Origin of the sequence: Halorientalis salina (genome assembly GCF_005049285.1) — an archaeon.
Classification (GTDB): Archaea; Halobacteriota; Halobacteria; order Halobacteriales; family Haloarculaceae; genus Halorientalis; species Halorientalis salina.
This window is the reverse complement of sequence record NZ_SOSC01000015.1, coordinates 1-16310: the sequence shown is the minus strand read 5'-3', so window position 1 is coordinate 16310 and position 16310 is coordinate 1. Positions and strand designations below refer to the sequence as shown.

At 54.8% G+C, this 16310-nt stretch carries 11 protein-coding genes and 2 pseudogenes; 3 read left to right on the top strand and 10 right to left on the bottom strand.

All coding sequences use genetic code 11. The annotated features are described in order from the left end of the window. Positions 1 to 3 precede the first annotated feature (3 nt). Genes E2481_RS17410 through E2481_RS17400 form a run of 3 tightly spaced genes read right to left on the bottom strand, consistent with a single transcriptional unit; the run spans position 4 to position 2869 of the window. Entirely contained in the window at positions 4 to 840 is an 837-nt protein-coding gene (locus E2481_RS17410; protein ID WP_136718438.1) for an ABC transporter ATP-binding protein, read from the bottom strand. A gap of 9 nt (positions 841 to 849) precedes the next feature. Continuing rightward, positions 850 to 1671: an ABC transporter ATP-binding protein gene (locus E2481_RS17405; RefSeq protein ID WP_136718437.1), complete on the bottom strand. Its 822-nt coding sequence runs from the start codon at positions 1669 to 1671 to the stop codon at positions 850 to 852. Between the two features lies 1 nt (position 1672). Further along, the gene (locus E2481_RS17400) at positions 1673 to 2869 is read right to left on the bottom strand and encodes an ABC transporter substrate-binding protein (RefSeq protein ID WP_169302485.1); all 1197 of its coding nucleotides are present in this window, start codon (positions 2867 to 2869) and stop codon (positions 1673 to 1675) included. A gap of 170 nt (positions 2870 to 3039) precedes the next feature. On the opposite strand from E2481_RS17400, the gene E2481_RS17395 reads away from it, so the two are divergent. Then, positions 3040 to 3447 carry a universal stress protein gene (locus E2481_RS17395; protein WP_136718435.1) on the top strand — a complete coding sequence of 136 codons (408 nt, stop codon included), beginning with the start codon at positions 3040 to 3042 and terminating at the stop codon, positions 3445 to 3447. Between the two features lie 37 nt (positions 3448 to 3484). Here the strand turns inward: E2481_RS17395 and E2481_RS17390 are convergent, their stop codons facing one another. The 4 genes and pseudogenes from E2481_RS17390 to E2481_RS17375 form a co-directional block, all read right to left on the bottom strand. Continuing rightward, positions 3485 to 5092 (bottom strand): AMP-binding protein, encoded by a 1608-nt coding sequence (locus tag E2481_RS17390; protein ID WP_136718434.1) that lies wholly within the window; start codon positions 5090 to 5092, stop codon positions 3485 to 3487. 1 nt (position 5093) lies between these two features. Then, the gene (locus tag E2481_RS17385) at positions 5094 to 5864 is read right to left on the bottom strand and encodes an IclR family transcriptional regulator (RefSeq protein WP_136718433.1); all 771 of its coding nucleotides are present in this window, start codon (positions 5862 to 5864) and stop codon (positions 5094 to 5096) included. A 689-nt stretch (positions 5865 to 6553) separates the two neighbouring features. Further along, positions 6554 to 7221, bottom strand: a pseudogene (locus tag E2481_RS17380) (IS6 family transposase). 610 nt (positions 7222 to 7831) lie between these two features. Then, positions 7832 to 8831, bottom strand: a pseudogene (locus E2481_RS17375) (IS630 family transposase). 947 nt (positions 8832 to 9778) lie between these two features. Here E2481_RS17375 and E2481_RS17370 point away from each other — a divergent pair. Beyond that, positions 9779 to 10543, top strand: a complete 765-nt coding sequence (locus tag E2481_RS17370) for a histidine kinase (protein ID WP_136718432.1) — start codon at positions 9779 to 9781, stop codon at positions 10541 to 10543. Between the two features lie 250 nt (positions 10544 to 10793). Further along, positions 10794 to 11243 carry a pyridoxamine 5'-phosphate oxidase family protein gene (locus E2481_RS17365; protein WP_136718431.1) on the top strand — a complete coding sequence of 150 codons (450 nt, stop codon included), beginning with the start codon at positions 10794 to 10796 and terminating at the stop codon, positions 11241 to 11243. A gap of 17 nt (positions 11244 to 11260) precedes the next feature. Here the strand turns inward: E2481_RS17365 and E2481_RS17360 are convergent, their stop codons facing one another. The 3 genes from E2481_RS17360 to E2481_RS17350 form a co-directional block, all read right to left on the bottom strand. Next, positions 11261 to 12553 carry an RNA-guided endonuclease InsQ/TnpB family protein gene (locus E2481_RS17360; RefSeq protein WP_136718430.1) on the bottom strand — a complete coding sequence of 431 codons (1293 nt, stop codon included), beginning with the start codon at positions 12551 to 12553 and terminating at the stop codon, positions 11261 to 11263. A gap of 644 nt (positions 12554 to 13197) precedes the next feature. Next, on the bottom strand, positions 13198 to 14007 hold the full coding sequence (gene heR / locus E2481_RS17355; protein WP_256867915.1) for a heliorhodopsin HeR: 810 nt from the start codon (positions 14005 to 14007) through the stop codon (positions 13198 to 13200). 362 nt (positions 14008 to 14369) lie between these two features. Beyond that, positions 14370 to 15716, bottom strand: a complete 1347-nt coding sequence (locus E2481_RS17350; protein WP_136718428.1) for a hypothetical protein — start codon at positions 15714 to 15716, stop codon at positions 14370 to 14372. Positions 15717 to 16310: the final 594 nt, after the last annotated feature.

Here is a 16310-nt window from a genome sequence, read left to right as displayed (position 1 = left end):
GGATTAGTCGACCCCCGTGTACACGCGTCGGACTTCCGGATCCTCGACGACGTCTCCAGGCGGTCCGCGGGCGATAATCCCGCCTTTCTGTAGGACGAGCATCCGATCCGAAACGTCGGTCACGACTTCGAGGTCGTGTTCGATCATCACGAGCGTGAGATTCTCCTGCTCGTGGAGGTCCGTGATGAATCGGATCATATCGTACTTCTCGTCGAAGGTCAGGCCGCTCATCGCCTCGTCGAGCAGTAGGACGTCAGGTTCGAGCACCAGCGACCGGGCGAGGTCGACGCGCCGCCGAATCCCCAGCGGGAGTCCCGCGATTTCGCTGTGGCGGTACTCCCAGAGTTCGAGGTAGTCGAGGACCTCCTCGACGCGCTGCATGTTCTGGGCCTCGGTTTTGCGTCCGGGACCGTAGAATGCCAGCGCTTCGAGCAGGTTCGGGTGGTCTTTGACTGCCCTGACGGTCATGACGTTTTCGAGGACGTCCTCGCTCTCGAACAGTTCCAGTCCCTGGAACGTCCGCCCCAACCCGCGTCGGGCGCGCTTGAACGATTTCAGGCTCGTCACGTCCTCGCCGTTGAGGTAAACCTGCCCGCCCGGGTCAGGATCGTAGAACCCGTTCAGAATGTTCAACAGGGTCGTCTTCCCCGCACCGTTGGGGCCGACGATAGATATCCATTCACCCTCGTCAATGCCCACCGAAACGTCGTCGACAGCCGTCACTGCGCCGAACGTCTTGGTCACGTCCTTGCAGCCGAGGACGGACTGTTCAGGCGGGACCTTCGGTCCGTCTCGGAGGGCAGGGTTCGGTTCAGTTGTGCTAGTCGTATCGCTACTCATACTCTCGAATCAGGTCCATCGTTTGCGTATCTTGTAGTGTTTGATGTCCGTGTACCGACCTTCCTCGCGACTGGTGCCGAGGTAGAACTCCTTGATCTCCTCGCGGTCTTTCAGCGTCTCCGCGGGGTCTTGCAGTTCCACCTGACCGTTTTCGAGGACGTACCCATAGTCGGCGATCTCCAGCGTGCGCTTTGCGTTCTGGTCGGCGATGATCATCGTGATATCCTCTTCCCGGTTGATCTCGGTGAGGGTCTCGAAGATATCCTGGACCAGTTTCGGTGCCAGTCCGAGCGACGGCTCGTCGAGCAACAGCAGCTCCGGCCGGTGGATCAGGGCGCGAGCGATGACGAGCATCTGCTGTTCGCCACCGCTGGTGTAGCCCGCCTTGAGGTCGAGGATGTCCTCTAGTTGCGGGAAGTACTCGAAGGCGAGTTCGTAATCCTCCTCGCTGTAGGACAGCCGACGCCCACCGCGATACAGGCCACAGCGAAGGTTCTCCTCGACCGTGAGGTCCTCGAACGTCCGGCGACCCTCCAGGATGTGAGTCACGCCTTTGTCGACCATCGTGTTGGTGTCGGCGTTGGTCGTGTCCTCGCCCTGGTACCGAACCGATCCGCGGGTGACTTCCCCACGTTCGGTCAGCCCGATCCCCGAAATCATCTTCAGGATGGTGCTCTTGCCAGCACCGTTGGGCCCCATCAGCGCGACGATATCGCCTTTCTGGGCCTCCATCGACACACCCTGTACCGCGAGGAAGTGTCGATCGTAGACGATTTCGACGTTGTCGAGTTCGACGACCGGGTGTTGTGCCGTGGTGTCGTCCCTGCTCATGTCAGAGTCCGATCCATTCGTCCTTGCGCGGCAGTTCGATTGTCGTGTCGTACTCGAAGGCCCCGTCTTGGACCTGATAAACCCGGCCATTCATAGTCGGACGGCGGTCGTCCTCCGCATAGGTGAACGGTTCGGCGAGACCGCGGACGTTCCAGTCGTTGATCTGGAACATCCCCTGACGGAAGTCCGGACCAGAACTCATGTTGCCGACCTCCTGTGCGTTCTGGAGGCCCTTGAGTGCCATTAGCGCGTGGATGACGCCGCGGACATAATTGAGGTTGGCCACCGAAGGATCGTCCATCGACCGACCTTCACGCTCGAAGGAGTCTTCAATAATCTGTTTGCCCGCCGCATCACTGTTTATGACCTCGTTGAACACCTTGAACCCGCTCGCGTAGCGGACGCCCTCGAACAATTCCGGCGACTCCTGCGCACGGAGTTCGTCGACTGTGTAGGTCAGCCCCATCACGTTGAGTTCGGGATAGATGTCCTGTTTGTCGGACAGCAACACCTGCATCGGTGCCGCCGTGTTCTGGTGAATGAGGTAATCGATGTCCCGGTTTTTTGCCTTCCGCAACTGAGACTGGGCCGAGTTCGCGGTGAGTGAGAGGTTGATGTTGTCTGCTAAGTCCAATCCGAGGGACTCCGCGTACTGGCGACCGCCCTCGACGGGCGATTTCCCGAACGCAGTGTTCGAGAAAATAAAGCCGACCTTCGCGTCGGGATCGTTCTCCGAAATCCATTTGAGCAGTGTCCGTGCCTGGCTCGTGTAGTCGAGGTTCCCGAAGAAGTTGAACGGGCTCTCCTCAGTCACCAATTTCGCCGAGTACGAAGCCGAAATGTACGCGATCTTATCTCGCGCGACGGAAGGTGCCAGGGCCTCCGTGTCGGAGGTTCCCCAGCCGATGATGGCTGGCGGTTTGTTGCCGCCCGTGTACTCGTCGTACGCGCTTTTCGCCTGTGGGACCTCGTAGGAGTAGTCCTGCCACTCGTGGTCGATCTCCGTGTCGAGTTCGTCGTTCTCGTTGATCCACTTGATCGCGTCACGGGACCCGATCGCGGTCGGTTTTCCGACGTCCGACGTCGCACCGCTCATGTCGTAGATACCAGGAACCGATACGGCGTCACCGTTGCCGCCGCCACCGCCGAGACAACCCGCGAGCGCCATCGTCGTCGCCGCTCCCGCTCCTTTTAGCACTGTTCGTCGACCGAATCGCTCCGAGTCAGAAGCCACACTCTTCTCTGTCATTAGATAACACAAATCAGCGAAATGGTCACGAATTACTTATATGTTTTGGTGGGTGGCTGGTTTCGGGTCGGACAGGGGTGACCGACACTCTAATATACGTGACCCTTCACGTTTGTCCCATGTTCACAGCCGTAATCGGTATTGACACGAACGTTGATCGCGCAGTGGCACAGGCCCGGACAGTCGCTGGGATACCAGGCGCAGACGACGCGATCAAGGCGATTCTCCTGCACGATTTCGGCGAAAACCCGCAAGGCGGGACGGTTGAGCAGGTGAAGTCGGTCAGACAAGCACGGGATATTCTCGAAGAAGCTGGAGTTGAGGTCGAACTCGAAGGGACCAGTGGTGAGGCAAGCGACGCGATCATCCGAGCAGCCGACCGCCACGACGCGGACCGCATCGTTCTTGCCGGTCGCAAGCGGTCGCCGGCCGGCAAAGCGGTATTCGGGAGCGTCACACAGGCCGTCATTCTGAACACGAAGCGTCCGGTCCTTGTCTGTAGCGCCAATGGCGAAACAGCGGAGTGACAGTCATTCGTAACCGGCGGACTATCCGTTCGTGGCGTCAGCGGCTAAGTTCGTAGCCGCTCTTGCGATCCCACGCGTCGGCCGTTCCCTCGGCTTTCAGGTCCCGCTTTCGGATTTTTCCGGACGGGCTCCGCGGTAAGTCCTCACGGAGTTCGATGTAGCGGGGAACTTTGAGATACGGAAGCTGCTGTTCGCAGTGCCTGCAGATATTGACGGGCGTGATGTCGGCTTCGTCCTTCGGGACGACGAGTGCTTTGATCTTTTCGTTGCCCTGTTCGTTCCGGACGCCGACTACCGTTGACTGGTGTACGCCCGGGTGTGCATCGATCACGCTCTCGATTTCCAGCGAGGAGATGCGTCCATCGACCCGACCGCGGTAAATCGAGTTGTCCCTGTTGGCGATGAAATAGAGATACCCTTCTTCGTCCTTGTATCCGATTCCGCCAGTATGGAGCCACTGGTTCCGGAACGCTTCACGCGTCGCAGTCGGGTTTTCGTAGTATTCTTTCATCATCGTGTGTGGTCGCGTCGGTCGCACGACGATCTCACCAGTTTCTCCCAACGAGACCGGCCAGTCGTCACCGTCGACGATTTCCAGATCCACGTACGACGCTTCCGTGCCGACACTACCGAGTTGCCGGTTACCTGGGTGGTTGTACGTAGCAATCGTTGCCGGCGTAACGCCATACCCTTCCAGGACGGTGACGCCGAATCGGTCCTCGAAGTTGTGGAACAGCTCCTTATCGGTCGCGAACCCGAAGCTGTGACCAATCGCCAGCTCCGCTGGGTTGTCGGTCTCGTCGGACGTTACGTCCTGGTTCTGGAGGACCGAGAGCATCCTACTGAGATAGAGAAACACGGTGGCGTCGTAGTCAGAAATCTGCGACCAGAACCGAGACGGATCGAACTGCTCTTCGAGCACAAACACGGCGTCCGCGAGCAGCGCACCCATAACGCCAATTTGGAACGTAAAACTGCTGTAAAGCGGGAGCGTAGTGAAAATGCGGTCGTCCGCTGAGAACTCGAAGAGGTTCCTCGCCGCCTCCCAGCCCGTATTAATGTACGCAAAGTGCGGTATGACAACTCCTTTGGGCCGTTCAGCGGCGGTTCGTTGGACGTATATTACCGTCAGTGGGTCCGACTGGGAAACGGTACTCTCCGGTGGGGCGTTTCGGTTCCCCGCGAGGAGTTGCTCGAAGTTTCGATAGTCGTGTCCGTCCGCGTGTTCGTCCAGAAGGTACTCGGTCGAGATGTTCGGCACGTCTGATCGCACCATCTCGTATTCCGGCCGAGTACTCGCGTCGAAACAGATCGTCTCCGCGTCCGAGTGCGTGAGAACGTACTGCAGCGTCTCGTCCGTAAAACGGGTGTCGATGGGAACGGACACGGCACCTATCTTCGCTAGTGCGAAGACAGCGAACACGTATTCCGGTGAGTTGTACATGAACAGACAGACGTGATCGTCGGGTTCCACGCCCCGGGCGCGGAATTCATTGGCTATCGCGTTGGCATACTGGTTGAGTTCACGATACGATATCGTCCGGTTCCGGTAATTAAGAAACGTCTTGTCACCGTTCTGTGCCGCTTTCCGTGCCACCGTGTCTCGTATCGTCCGGAACTCCTCCGGCGGTGCATTGTCGACCATTCTACCGATTCTCCTTGCTGAGTGAGCTCCCAATGTCCTCGACAACCTCGTTCAACCGCGATGGTATGTTTTCATCCCGATTTTCGCCGTCGAAATCGTGAGTGTATCCGAACACGCCGATTCCATGGCGTCGGCCTTGGGGATCCTCAAAGGCTACGCCGACCGATCGAACGGCCAGTGCCGCCTCCCCCTCGCTGACTGCGAATCCCTGGTCCCGAACTGTCTCCAGTTCCCGCATAAGAGTCGCCTCGTCCGTCATCGTCTCTGTCGTGTGCTTCGGCAAGCCGTGATAGTCGACAATTTTCTGGACCTCCTCCCGAGGAAGCCGTGCCAGAATCGCTTTTCCGGGCGCGTGCGTGTGGAGGTATGATCGCTTTCCGACGCTCCCGTAGCTTTCCGCGCCGTCTTCCGGGACGGACTTCGCGAGGAAGATTCCGCGACCGAACTCCTCAGCGATCCACCAGGCGGGTTGTGAGATATCTTGAGAGAGCGTCGAGAGTGACTGCTGGACGACCTCTGAGACACGAAGACTATTTTTCGCCGCCATGCCGTGAGTGAGAAATCGGAGCCCAAGCCGATAGGTCTCGTCCTGTTCCACAACGTATCCCATCGCTTCGAGTGTCCCAAGATAATTGTGAACCGTACTCTTCGCGAGGTCCAGTTGGTCTGCGACCTCGTTCAGGCTCGCACCACCGAAGTCCTGAATCAACTGGATGATCCGGAATGACGTGCGAACTGACTGCACCTGCCGGGACGATGGATTTGGTATCATATATCATGACAAAGCTAGGGGGGATATATAATTGACGGCATACGTGAACAGTTACCTCAATTCGGATAGCAGAGAACTGAGACATGCTCTACGATATGTAAACAAACTATCCTACGATACCAGTTATAGTATGTTCCAGTATACACATACTGAACGAGACTAGTCCGTTCCAGGGTTGAATCGGGGATAGAATACAGATTAACGGACAGAACTACAATTTGTTCCTCACAAAACCCAACTATTGTCCATAATTGGCCATAAATATGAACGCCCCATCGGATGACTCAGCGAACCTGCATTCACGATACGTGGATCGGAGCTAAGATCATGCACGAACTTCGTTCAGGCCCAAGCACGTATCGAGAACCGGCACTGCGACCGACTGCTGTCAATCATTTCCGCATCGATCGCCCGCAGTCGAGCGACAGTTACAGTACACAACTACGGCAGAGCGTATAACGCGTCCCAACCGACGTGTAACACGGGGCTACTCTGAAATAACAGTTGTATCTTTGTTATAGAAATTCACGTTCGCGACTCGTCGATGGAGACGTTCGGCCATAGGATTACAGTATTAGTTATGTAATGGTAGTCCTATTCGAGACTTGCCGACGGAGACGATCAACACAGTCGACAGGGGTTCTTGACGCCATGAAAATACACGCAAAAACTATTATGAGCGGCACTGTCTAGATAAGCTCTGCTGGCATTCGTCCGTCTAAGGCTTGATGCGGCCGGTGGCGGTTGTAATAAACTGGCGACACCATTCTCTGACGGCCTGCCGACTGCCCATCCAACTCGTATGAAAGTGGTCGGTCCGGACTTTGAAGGTCTGAAACCATCGTTCAATGTGGTTTCGGTCAGTATAGTCACGCCAACCGCTCAATCCTAATCGAGCGAGGGCAGTCGAGTACCCGTAGCCATCGACGAGAAACCGTGTCTCATCGAGATCGTGTTTCTCGGTGAGCCGATGCAGAAACGCAGCTGCCGGATCGGTACTATGGCGGCTGAACACCTCGATATCTAGCAGTAGCATGGTTTCGAGGTCGATCACCGCATACACCCAGCACCACTCACCGTTGATCTGGACAGCGGTCTCTTCAACCGCGACCCGCGACGGCGACGCCGTCGGCGGGTCGCTACCGCTGTCGGCGAGCCGATGCGTCCACTGCCAGATCGCTTGGTGCGAGCGATCTACGCCCAGCAGGTCTAAGATTGCGGCTGTTTCGCGGAGCGACAACCCAGCAGAATGCAGGCGGACGGCGAAGGCCCTAACGGGCGTCGCCGTCCGCTCGTGTTCCCAAACATCATTAGATTCAGCGTCTAAGCTCTCACTGAGAAGTGCTTGGAGCGGTATGGACACCAGCGACAAGGACTCCTCACTTTCTCAAACTCACTAACTAGACAGCGCCGCCTTGCGAAGACAACGACCTTGCACATGAACTCGCGGATCGGGAAGAAGCGCTGTTCTCCGACCTCGCAGGGCCAGAGTAGCTTCACGAGAGGATATCAGTGATTTGTGACCGTTGGACCGAGACTCCGGAAGGAACGATTACGGGCCACGTCTTGTTTCCACCGAACGCACGGAGGCAACGGAACCGTCCGACGAGTTCCCCGCCAGCCCACGGATTCAATCGGTGGACCGCCCTCTATTATAACACAGATACATCTGTTAGACCAGTCCAGAACACCCCTTTCGGGCTAGTCGAGTCTCTGTAAGTTCCGGAATGGTTGTCGGCAAAATTGACAGTTTTCAAATACATTCAGCACCCAAATGTTTACTATTCTAATATAGGTTAACCAAACCGAATCGGTACCCGACTCGGACGGTATTACAAATTCGAAACGCGATATCGTACTCAAATATACTCAACTCGACGACGTGAGGTAAGATAGACAGGCGAGTACTTCACCAGAAATTGGTAGAATTCAATGAGCAATACAGGCAGGCAATACTAGAATAGTCATTAGAAGTAGTTACTCACTTTTGAAATCGAAAGATAGGCAAGAGCAGTATCGATCGCTATCGTTAGCTCATTGAGTAAATCGAAAATCGGTTGCTTAGAGCGTCTTGAAGCTGTCCCTAGCACTCTGTGACTGGATTCAGTTCCGGTAAATGCACCGGTAACGTCACAAACAGAAAGTCGTCACGGACCGCCAGGTACGTGACGGCCGACGCCTGGAAATACAGTGCTCCATCTAGTACCACGACCAGATTATCCATAAATTCTTTGTATAACATAATAATGATGTATTTTGCGTGATAGGCGGTGACGTGCTCTTCAAATCGGGAGAAAAAGCGATCACCGTTCTCGGTGATCGCGCCCAGTAGACATGTCCAGTCGCGTTGGCCAGACAGTTCGACAGACGGCCGCGTGCCGCGCGGAAACCACGCGGCACGCGGCTCAACCTGCACGGATTTCTTCGTCTGATCGATACAGACTACGGTGGCGTCCATTTCCCGCTGCTTTTTTTGAGTTCGTCGTGGAATTCTTCTTGCTCGCCTTCGTCGGCCTCGGCGGCTGAACGGCGTGGTTTCTGATAACTCAATCCCGCTTCTTTCAACAACCGCCGACAACTCGGGATTGAGTATTCGACATTGTACGTTTCCTGAAGATATTCCTGGGCGACCGCCGGCGACCACGCCGGCGCGTCGATCCCGACTTCTTCGGGTGGATCGTGAACTGTTTCTTCGAATTTTTCTTGCTGTAATTCTGAGAGCTTACGCTTTCTCCCAGTTCGTTTATCATCAGATACAGCCTGCTCAAGCGACTCGTCGGTGTCGAGTCGCTTGAGCCAGCTATAGATTGTGCGTCGCTCGACGTCGTACCACCCGGCTAGCTCGGTTTGCGTGACACCATTCTTGTACGCGATTGCCGCCAAGAGCCGTTGTGTCGGCTTCTTTCCCTCTACATCGTCGAGAACTCTTTGCAGTTCTTCGACAGAGATATCGTCGAGGTGATCCACTACCTACTGCAACACTCTCCGAGTAAAAAATTCTACCGGATACTATAGCCCAGCGGCTGCGTCCCGGCGTGCTGCTAGCGACGAGACCGCCATGTACGCCGCCCGATGCGGACCCCCACATTTCACGAGCGTTTGCAGGCCCGACACACAGTCACACTCGGCGTTCCCACACGGTCATACTCGGTGTTCAGACCCGATGCCTCCATTACTCGTGGACTCGAAACCAAATATGAAATCCGGCGATAGTTCCTGAACCGCCCGAAAACACCGAAATCGGGGGTTACTCACAGCGAGGAAGACGACCACGAGACTGGATGTCCTCGCCCACCGATCAGCCGTCGGGAAAGTGGGAGCGGCGTACACGAAGGACCGCTGGTCCAGCAGCTCTCGAAACACGAGGGGTACGTCACAGTCAAGTCGGTTGGGTGGCAACCGACTCCATGACCTGGCAAAGGACAGCAGTCGAATCCAGTCAGGGAACATGTATTATAATTGGTTCGATTCCCAGGTTGTGAGAACACACCGTATGCTTTCATCATACCTCCCTCTAGCGGTTCATGTCACGGGACGACACCGCCAACCATCACAGAACCAGTATCTATCCACCAACACCGAACGTCCGTAGGTGCTCCCGTGACCAAGGCCCCTTTCCTCACCCATCTGCAATCCGTGCTGTCTCCGACCACACAGTCGACGGCTCCGCCGAACACTCGAACTGTCATGCACGGCGATTTCGATCAGAACGAACCGAGTACATAGCTCGATCAGAGACCATACCACCCGTCCTACGGGGACGCTAACCACTCCGATTCTCGACCCACGTGACAGTGGGGGGAGACACACTGCGTACAAGCAAACAATGAAACACTGTGCGATATCGAACCGTCGCCCAGTCGCTAGCACTATATGGACGGCCAGAATGGGTATGTATACCTGAATCAGATCCGATGTCGCTGGAGCGATTTTTTACAGAGCTAGATGCGCCGTCACGCACACTCCTCGTCGTCAACCGCGACGCGCCACGGCAGTTGCAGACGATACTCGAAGAGACGTTCCAAGATCAGAGCGTTGACGTCACCGACGCGATGCTCCCGGACACTGACGCCGATACCGTCGTGTTGGTCGACGACGACAGCGGCGAGATTGTGGCGTCGTCACCGCTCTCGCAACTCGAACGGACGATTCTCCTGGTCAACTCCGATCTGTATAAAACCGGGACAGAGACGCTCGACACGTTCGAACTCCCTGACGTCCTCGCCGGCCTCGATGAGATCCCGTTTCGACTGCAGGGCTATCCCGAATCCAACAACGAGAAGCTCCTCCTGATCGTCATCTCGCGGTATATCGAACGCCTGGCCTGGCAGACTGACGCTGGGCGACACCGGGCCTCGTTCCAGCACCTCTCACGTCTCAACGACGAGAGCGGCACTCGATCCGTCTATGAAACGCTGGGGCCATCAGATGTACAGACCCACGTCTACGGCGTCCCGGACTGGATACCGTCGGAAGACATGGGCCTCATCACGCACGGCGGCTATACGGACGAGTTTACAGACGCTTGGTTCGTGGTCCACTCGCCACCAGAAGCACACGCAGATCAGGCAGCCGCACTGGTTGCACTCGAAACCGACGCCAGACTCTGGGATGGCTTCTGGACGTTTGATCCAGACTGGGTCGACGAGATCGACCGCTACATCGCACACAATCTGTGATGTCCGCGCACCGAGAAACCGCACACCTGACGCTCCCACCGGTGAGCGGACTCGAGGGTTCCGCGAAGCTCGAAATTGCTACTTCCCGTCCGCTCGGAGGTCCACCGCGTGCACGTGGCCAAAATTATCAATTGTGCCGACATTAAAGCACGTCAGCAGTCACGACACAGTCACGAAGTATGTGTTAAATTAGTTAAAACGGAAGTAGCACAGCATTTACTACCGACGGCCAAGTCGTAGGAAGGAAGAGATGCGTCGCCTCAACCAAGATGAAATCGACGAGATACTTGTTCGGAAAGGTATTGGTGTCCTTGCAATGATTGATGGGAACCAACCATATGCCATCCCAATTTCGTTCGGCTATGATTCTGAACAGATGGTATTCCCGATGCAATGGGGTGGTGGATATAATAGCCGGAAAGATGAGGCAATTAATTCTAATTCCAATGTCTGTTTGACCGTCTACGAGCAGGACAGTGACGACGACACAGTCTGGCGGAGTGTGGTCATAACAGGCAAAATCTACGAGATCGAAGAAGACTCGATGGAACAGGCATACGCGAGTTTAGCGGCGAATGCAGAGTTCCCACCAGACTTTGGTGTTTGGGGAATTCCGTTCGAGGACGTCGAATTCCGTCTCTATGGGTTAGACAACACGAATTGTAATGGCCGTGAGTTTTCGACGCAATATGAGGGATAGGAGTGAACTACCCCGACCTACTCAGCGGCTACTGTTGCCGCTTCCTTGAGGTCGGGGCTTCCTTGCTCTCGCGTCGGACTTCCTGTTTCAACGACGGTGCTTGCAGACACCGACCACGCTTGGTCGTCATCCACAGTGGCTCCAGTCTCCAACAGGCGTTGTACTTCGGACTGTCCCAGCCCTAACTGCTTCAAACCACGTTCTAACACGTTGAGTGCGGCGTTCCAATCACGGTCCAACTCAAAGCCACACGACGGACAGCTATGCTCCCGGACCCACAGTGGCTTGTCCGTTTTCACGCCGCACTCGCTACACATCTTCGTCGTGTTCTCTGGTTTGACCTGCCGGACGTGACACCCATGCAGGTCGGCTTTATACTCCAACAATTGGATGAATTGTCGCCACGCCGCATCCTGCTTGTTCTTGGCGCTCTGGCTGCCTTCCAGCATCCGCTTCACGTCCAGATCTTCCACGAACACGGCATCGTATTCCGTGACCAGCCACGTCGTGAGTTTGTGCTGGAAGTCGAGTGTTTTCCGGCGGAGACGGCGCTTGATGGATGCAACCCGTTGGCGTTGTGTCTCCCAGTTCTCACTACCATGCTCTCGTCGTGATAGCGTTCGCTGGGCTTTCCGCAACCGTTCATACTCGGCTTCTACGTCCAGTTTCCCGACGGAAATCCCGTTGCTCGTATGGATATAGTTGCGGATGCCGAGGTCAACACCCACGCAATCTTCGGCGTTGAGTGTTTCGACCGGCGGTTTCTCAGGCAGGTGTTCATCGTCTACGTCAAGTGCGAACGACACATACCATTCTCCGGTGGATTCGTGTTTGACTGTGACTTCTTTAATCACAGCTTCTTCGGGTATGTCACGGTGGTACGTGAGTGGCATGTCTCCGATCTTGGAGAGCCACAGTGTTGCGGTCTGGCCACTCGTGTTTTTGAGTTCGAAGCCAGACTGCGAATAGGTCATACTGCGGAACTCTCGTGGCGGTTTCCATTTCAACCATCCGACGTTGTACCCGGCGTCTTTCTTGTCTTTGAGGTTGCTGAGGTTGTCGTAGAACCGTGTGACTGTTTTCTGGAGGGCTTTCGAGTGAACCTCACCGAACACCGGGAACTCGTCTTTCCACGGTTTGAGCCGTTTGTGGTGTTTGTAGGCACTGCCGATAGTGTCAGTGTCGTCTGGAAGATTCGTGTATTCGTAGCGGGTGTAGTTGTAGGCTTGACGATGGATGTTGATGTGCCGGGTGAGTTCTGCCGCGACCTCGCGGTTCGGATAGGCGCGGTAGCGGTGTGTGTATTCCATCGCCGTACCCCGATTACACACCGTCAGAACCTTAATTGTTTACATGAAATACGGCGATTCATCCCCGTCCTACTCGCCGCCTTCGGCGGCTCCTTGAGGACGGGGCCTTCTCGCCTACCTTTCAGGTAAAAGACTCATAAGCACGTGCAGTGAGCGAGTCGTTCTCCGGTGTCAGTGTGAAACAAACGGAGCCACCGTACCGAATCTATCCTCTATATCCAACAGCTGGCGTATCATCAGGTCTGGCATCCATCAGATTCATCCGTGGAAGATGGGCCGTACATTCAGCGCGCACGATGAAACGCGATAGACATTAGACCAACTTCACCGGTGGTGGACCTGCCAGAGAGCGGTTGCTGTGGTTTTCCGGAGATGCGAATGTACTTTTGGGCTGTCGCCAGGTCGCTCCAGCCCAGATCGACAGAGATCGAAGTGATCTCGTGATCAAATATCCGGCCGTGTTGCAATCCGGGAAGTAGCATACCCACGGTTTGAGAACTCTTGTCACGAATGCTATATTTGGGAGCGACTGCGTCTGGGCTGTGCCTGACACCGGTGTCGACAGTCCAGACGAGTGGACTACTACCCAGATCCTCCCCACCTCAACACGGGGTCCAGTGGAAACCTGATAGAGGAGACGCACCTCAGACCGGAGAGTTGAGCGTTCCGAGATATACCTGCCATGCGAGGAGGGACTTGGCCACGAGACTCAAGATAACGTATGTTTTCTCCCCGAACAGGTAGTTTTTCCATCGTGATATCTCCTGATATTGCAGGGCCATGTTGATTGCGAACAGGTTGAAAAAAATGAAAATCGAGACGTAGATGTAGATGACAAACTCAGGGAACTCACCGCCGCTGGCTGTTACTGTGCCAATGAACGTTATCCCGATTATAATCCAAGGAATGATACCCGCGACGACACCGACCCAGTATGGCGTCCAGTCTGTTTCATCGGTCAACTCGTTGCGCCGTTCCATCATGAGTCCGCTCAAGTTCATCACTGCAACAAGTCCGAACAGTCCCACCAGCGTCCCAAGGTCCCAGATTCCGGCCAACATACCAATGACCACGATCATCAGCGAGGCGCTCACGGCGTATTCGTACCAGCGATAGGGATTCATTCCCCTATCGAGATATTCGACATAGCGCTCGTACAATACAGTCGCAATAGCGGTGTGTGCAAACGCGGAAATAAACAGGAAGGCTGCCACAAGCAGTGGGAGATTCAGATCGATAAAGGAGACTGTCTCCGGGAAGATGGTCTCGGTTTGTTCGTTGAACCCGTATCTCGTGCGCGTGATCGGCCACAGAACTTGCTCGGACAGAATGACCATTGCCAGCGCTTGGCAAAAGTGTAGGATGGCCATCAGCGCATTCCAGAGTCGGAGTCGCGTGTCCCGCGCAGACCTCTGCTGGCCTTGTTCGGTAGCTGTTGTGGTTGCCGTTGACACAGATATAATATCGCACGGCGACAGTTCAATTCCAACTTTTTCTCAGTTAATCACGTTGATGAACACAGTGATACCACGACAGATTACGGGTGATCTTCGGATGCCGCGACTGAGCAAATCAACCAGATCGAGAAGCGGGGACTGATCTAACAGACCGATTCCTATCACAACCTTGTTCTATGGTTTGATTATCGATTGACAAGTGACTATAGATATGGCAGACTGGATTGAGTCGGGGCACAAGTCATCTCCTGGACCAAAGAATTCGCAAATTATACGCCTGCTTTTGTATGTTTCACACGGACTGGTAGGTGGACTTCTCCTTGCGAGCTGGGCTTTCTTACTCGATATTGTCTGCTATCCTATACTAGCTCGCCGGGTCCGTTTGTCTGCAAGCTGATGACGATGAACCGGCCAGTCTGCACAATCTCACTAGTATCTACCCCTCCGTCCTGACCTTTGGATAATTCTGTCAACACCTGGTCGTCTGTTTCACGAACCTCCTCGGCAGTCTCGACCGAATCAAATAGGAGTAGAATACGTACATTCGCTGATTTCAACTCGCTCTCCGAACCACTAACCCCGACAAGTTCCGGCTGGGTCGCAAGATCGTTTATTGTCTCGAATTCCTCTTTAGGTGCAATTACCCCAGCGATTGGGTTCGGGCTAACTCGCTCAACTACTGGCGAGAAGTTGCCGCCGAGATCGGAAGCGGTCTCGATACTTTCATCTCGCGCGTCAATCACTGATTGTGCGTCGTTTGCAGTAATCACTTCTCCGTCAGTGACCGCAATCTCTGACTGGTCCAGTGCATAAATATCATATGAGTGGTATTTTTTCGGACTCGTATTGAACTCAAGATTCTCAGTAATCGTTGACGTCGTAAACGTTCCAGTCACTATCCCTACTCTAGGGTAGCCATCGCTGACAAATATTATATAATCGTCAACAGTATCGACTCCGTTCAGCCCCATCTGCCTCATATCACGAGTATTTAGGTCAAGTTCCGCAACAAACCGTCCTGGGAAAGTGTTGAGAGCTTCTGGCGCATCTATCCGAATGATAGACTCAGACCGAGATTCGACTGCTGGAACCCACTCTATCCACGACATGTCACTCTCGGTAGCGCCCGTTTCAGTGGTTTCGTCCTCGTTTCCACTCTCGTCCGTGCTAGTGTCTTGCTGCGTATTGGCGGTCGTACTTGGACTGCTGGTATGAGTTTCGTTGTCGTCCAAAAAAAGCCAGCCACCGCCACCGATGCCAGCGAGTAGCATCAGGGAGAGTATCGCTCTTCTGGAGCGAGTGGAACCTTTTCCGCCATCAGCCTTGTTTGCCTGATCCGCTGACGACTTTTGATTACTTTTTTCTGTTCCAACAACAGGTCTGTCGTCAAGGACTTTGATTTCACTGTTTTCGGCTTGGCGACGGACGGAATTAGGGACTGACCCACGACAGTGGACCATTGCCGTATCAGCGTTGTATTTCGCGCGTGCTTGTGTAGCTAATCGCAAATGTTCATCGCTTAGTTCTGCGTTTGTTCCAGCAGATATAATCACTACAGCAATTTCGTCGTGTTGTTGATGGGGACCCCCTAAAAGATAGACATCATCGGAGACATGAGTCGTGTCCAACTCCCACCCTCGCTCTTGTAAAGCCGTCCGGACCTGTTCAGCGTAAGCTGCTGGCCCGTCGCTGCTCGTAGAGGCCATACTGTCAGGTTCTTATCACCGAATCATAAAAGAAGTGGGTCACGGGCATTCATAACAGTACCACAGCAGCCAAACGATTTCCCTCTCATCTGTTCAGTGTGTGTTCTGTATCGACCGATTCGCTCCCCCTACGACCGAGGGTATGTGAACCGGTGTATGACACCCTTCTATATTGTCGTCAATACGCTCCAAGAGGGTTGTTCCGTCAGCATGTGGGGTATCATCGTTGTAGGGTTCGTCTGGATAGGGTCGTTTGTTGGTTTCTTCCTTGTCGCACGACGGTGGGAGAGTAAGCCACAATCCAGTGTACTAGTCAAGTGGCGTGAGGTCCGTCGGTGGCCATTGCTGGCACTTGTATCCGTGCTTGTTGGAGGTATGGTAGCGTATTTCGAGTGGCTTGCGTGGCTAGAGTATCGCAGGAGTCCGTTATGGGTCATCGTTCTCTTTATCGCCATACTTGCACACGCCCATTGGTCTTTAGTTAGGCCACACACCTCGGTTGCGTAGCGGTAGCGAGCGTCTCTTGTAAGATCGGTCGTTGCTGGTGGATCTTCTGCGCATCTTCGATCAGTCGCTCCAGCAGTGGCGGTGGTG

Bases quoted from the DNA above. Each gene is read 5' to 3' on its own strand.
- E2481_RS17365 (WP_136718431.1), top strand. From the start codon at position 10,794: ATGCGTCGCCTCAACCAAGATGAAATCGACGAGATACTTGTTCGGAAA.
- E2481_RS17350 (WP_136718428.1), bottom strand. From the start codon at position 15,716: ATGGCCTCTACGAGCAGCGACGGGCCAGCAGCTTACGCTGAACAGGTC.
- E2481_RS17395 (WP_136718435.1), top strand. From the start codon at position 3,040: ATGTTCACAGCCGTAATCGGTATTGACACGAACGTTGATCGCGCAGTG.
- E2481_RS17405 (WP_136718437.1), bottom strand. From the start codon at position 1,671: ATGAGCAGGGACGACACCACGGCACAACACCCGGTCGTCGAACTCGAC.
- E2481_RS17370 (WP_136718432.1), top strand. From the start codon at position 9,779: ATGTCGCTGGAGCGATTTTTTACAGAGCTAGATGCGCCGTCACGCACA.
- E2481_RS17390 (WP_136718434.1), bottom strand. From the start codon at position 5,092: ATGGTCGACAATGCACCGCCGGAGGAGTTCCGGACGATACGAGACACG.
- E2481_RS17410 (WP_136718438.1), bottom strand. From the start codon at position 840: ATGAGTAGCGATACGACTAGCACAACTGAACCGAACCCTGCCCTCCGA.
- E2481_RS17385 (WP_136718433.1), bottom strand. From the start codon at position 5,864: ATGATACCAAATCCATCGTCCCGGCAGGTGCAGTCAGTTCGCACGTCA.
- E2481_RS17360 (WP_136718430.1), bottom strand. From the start codon at position 12,553: ATGGAATACACACACCGCTACCGCGCCTATCCGAACCGCGAGGTCGCG.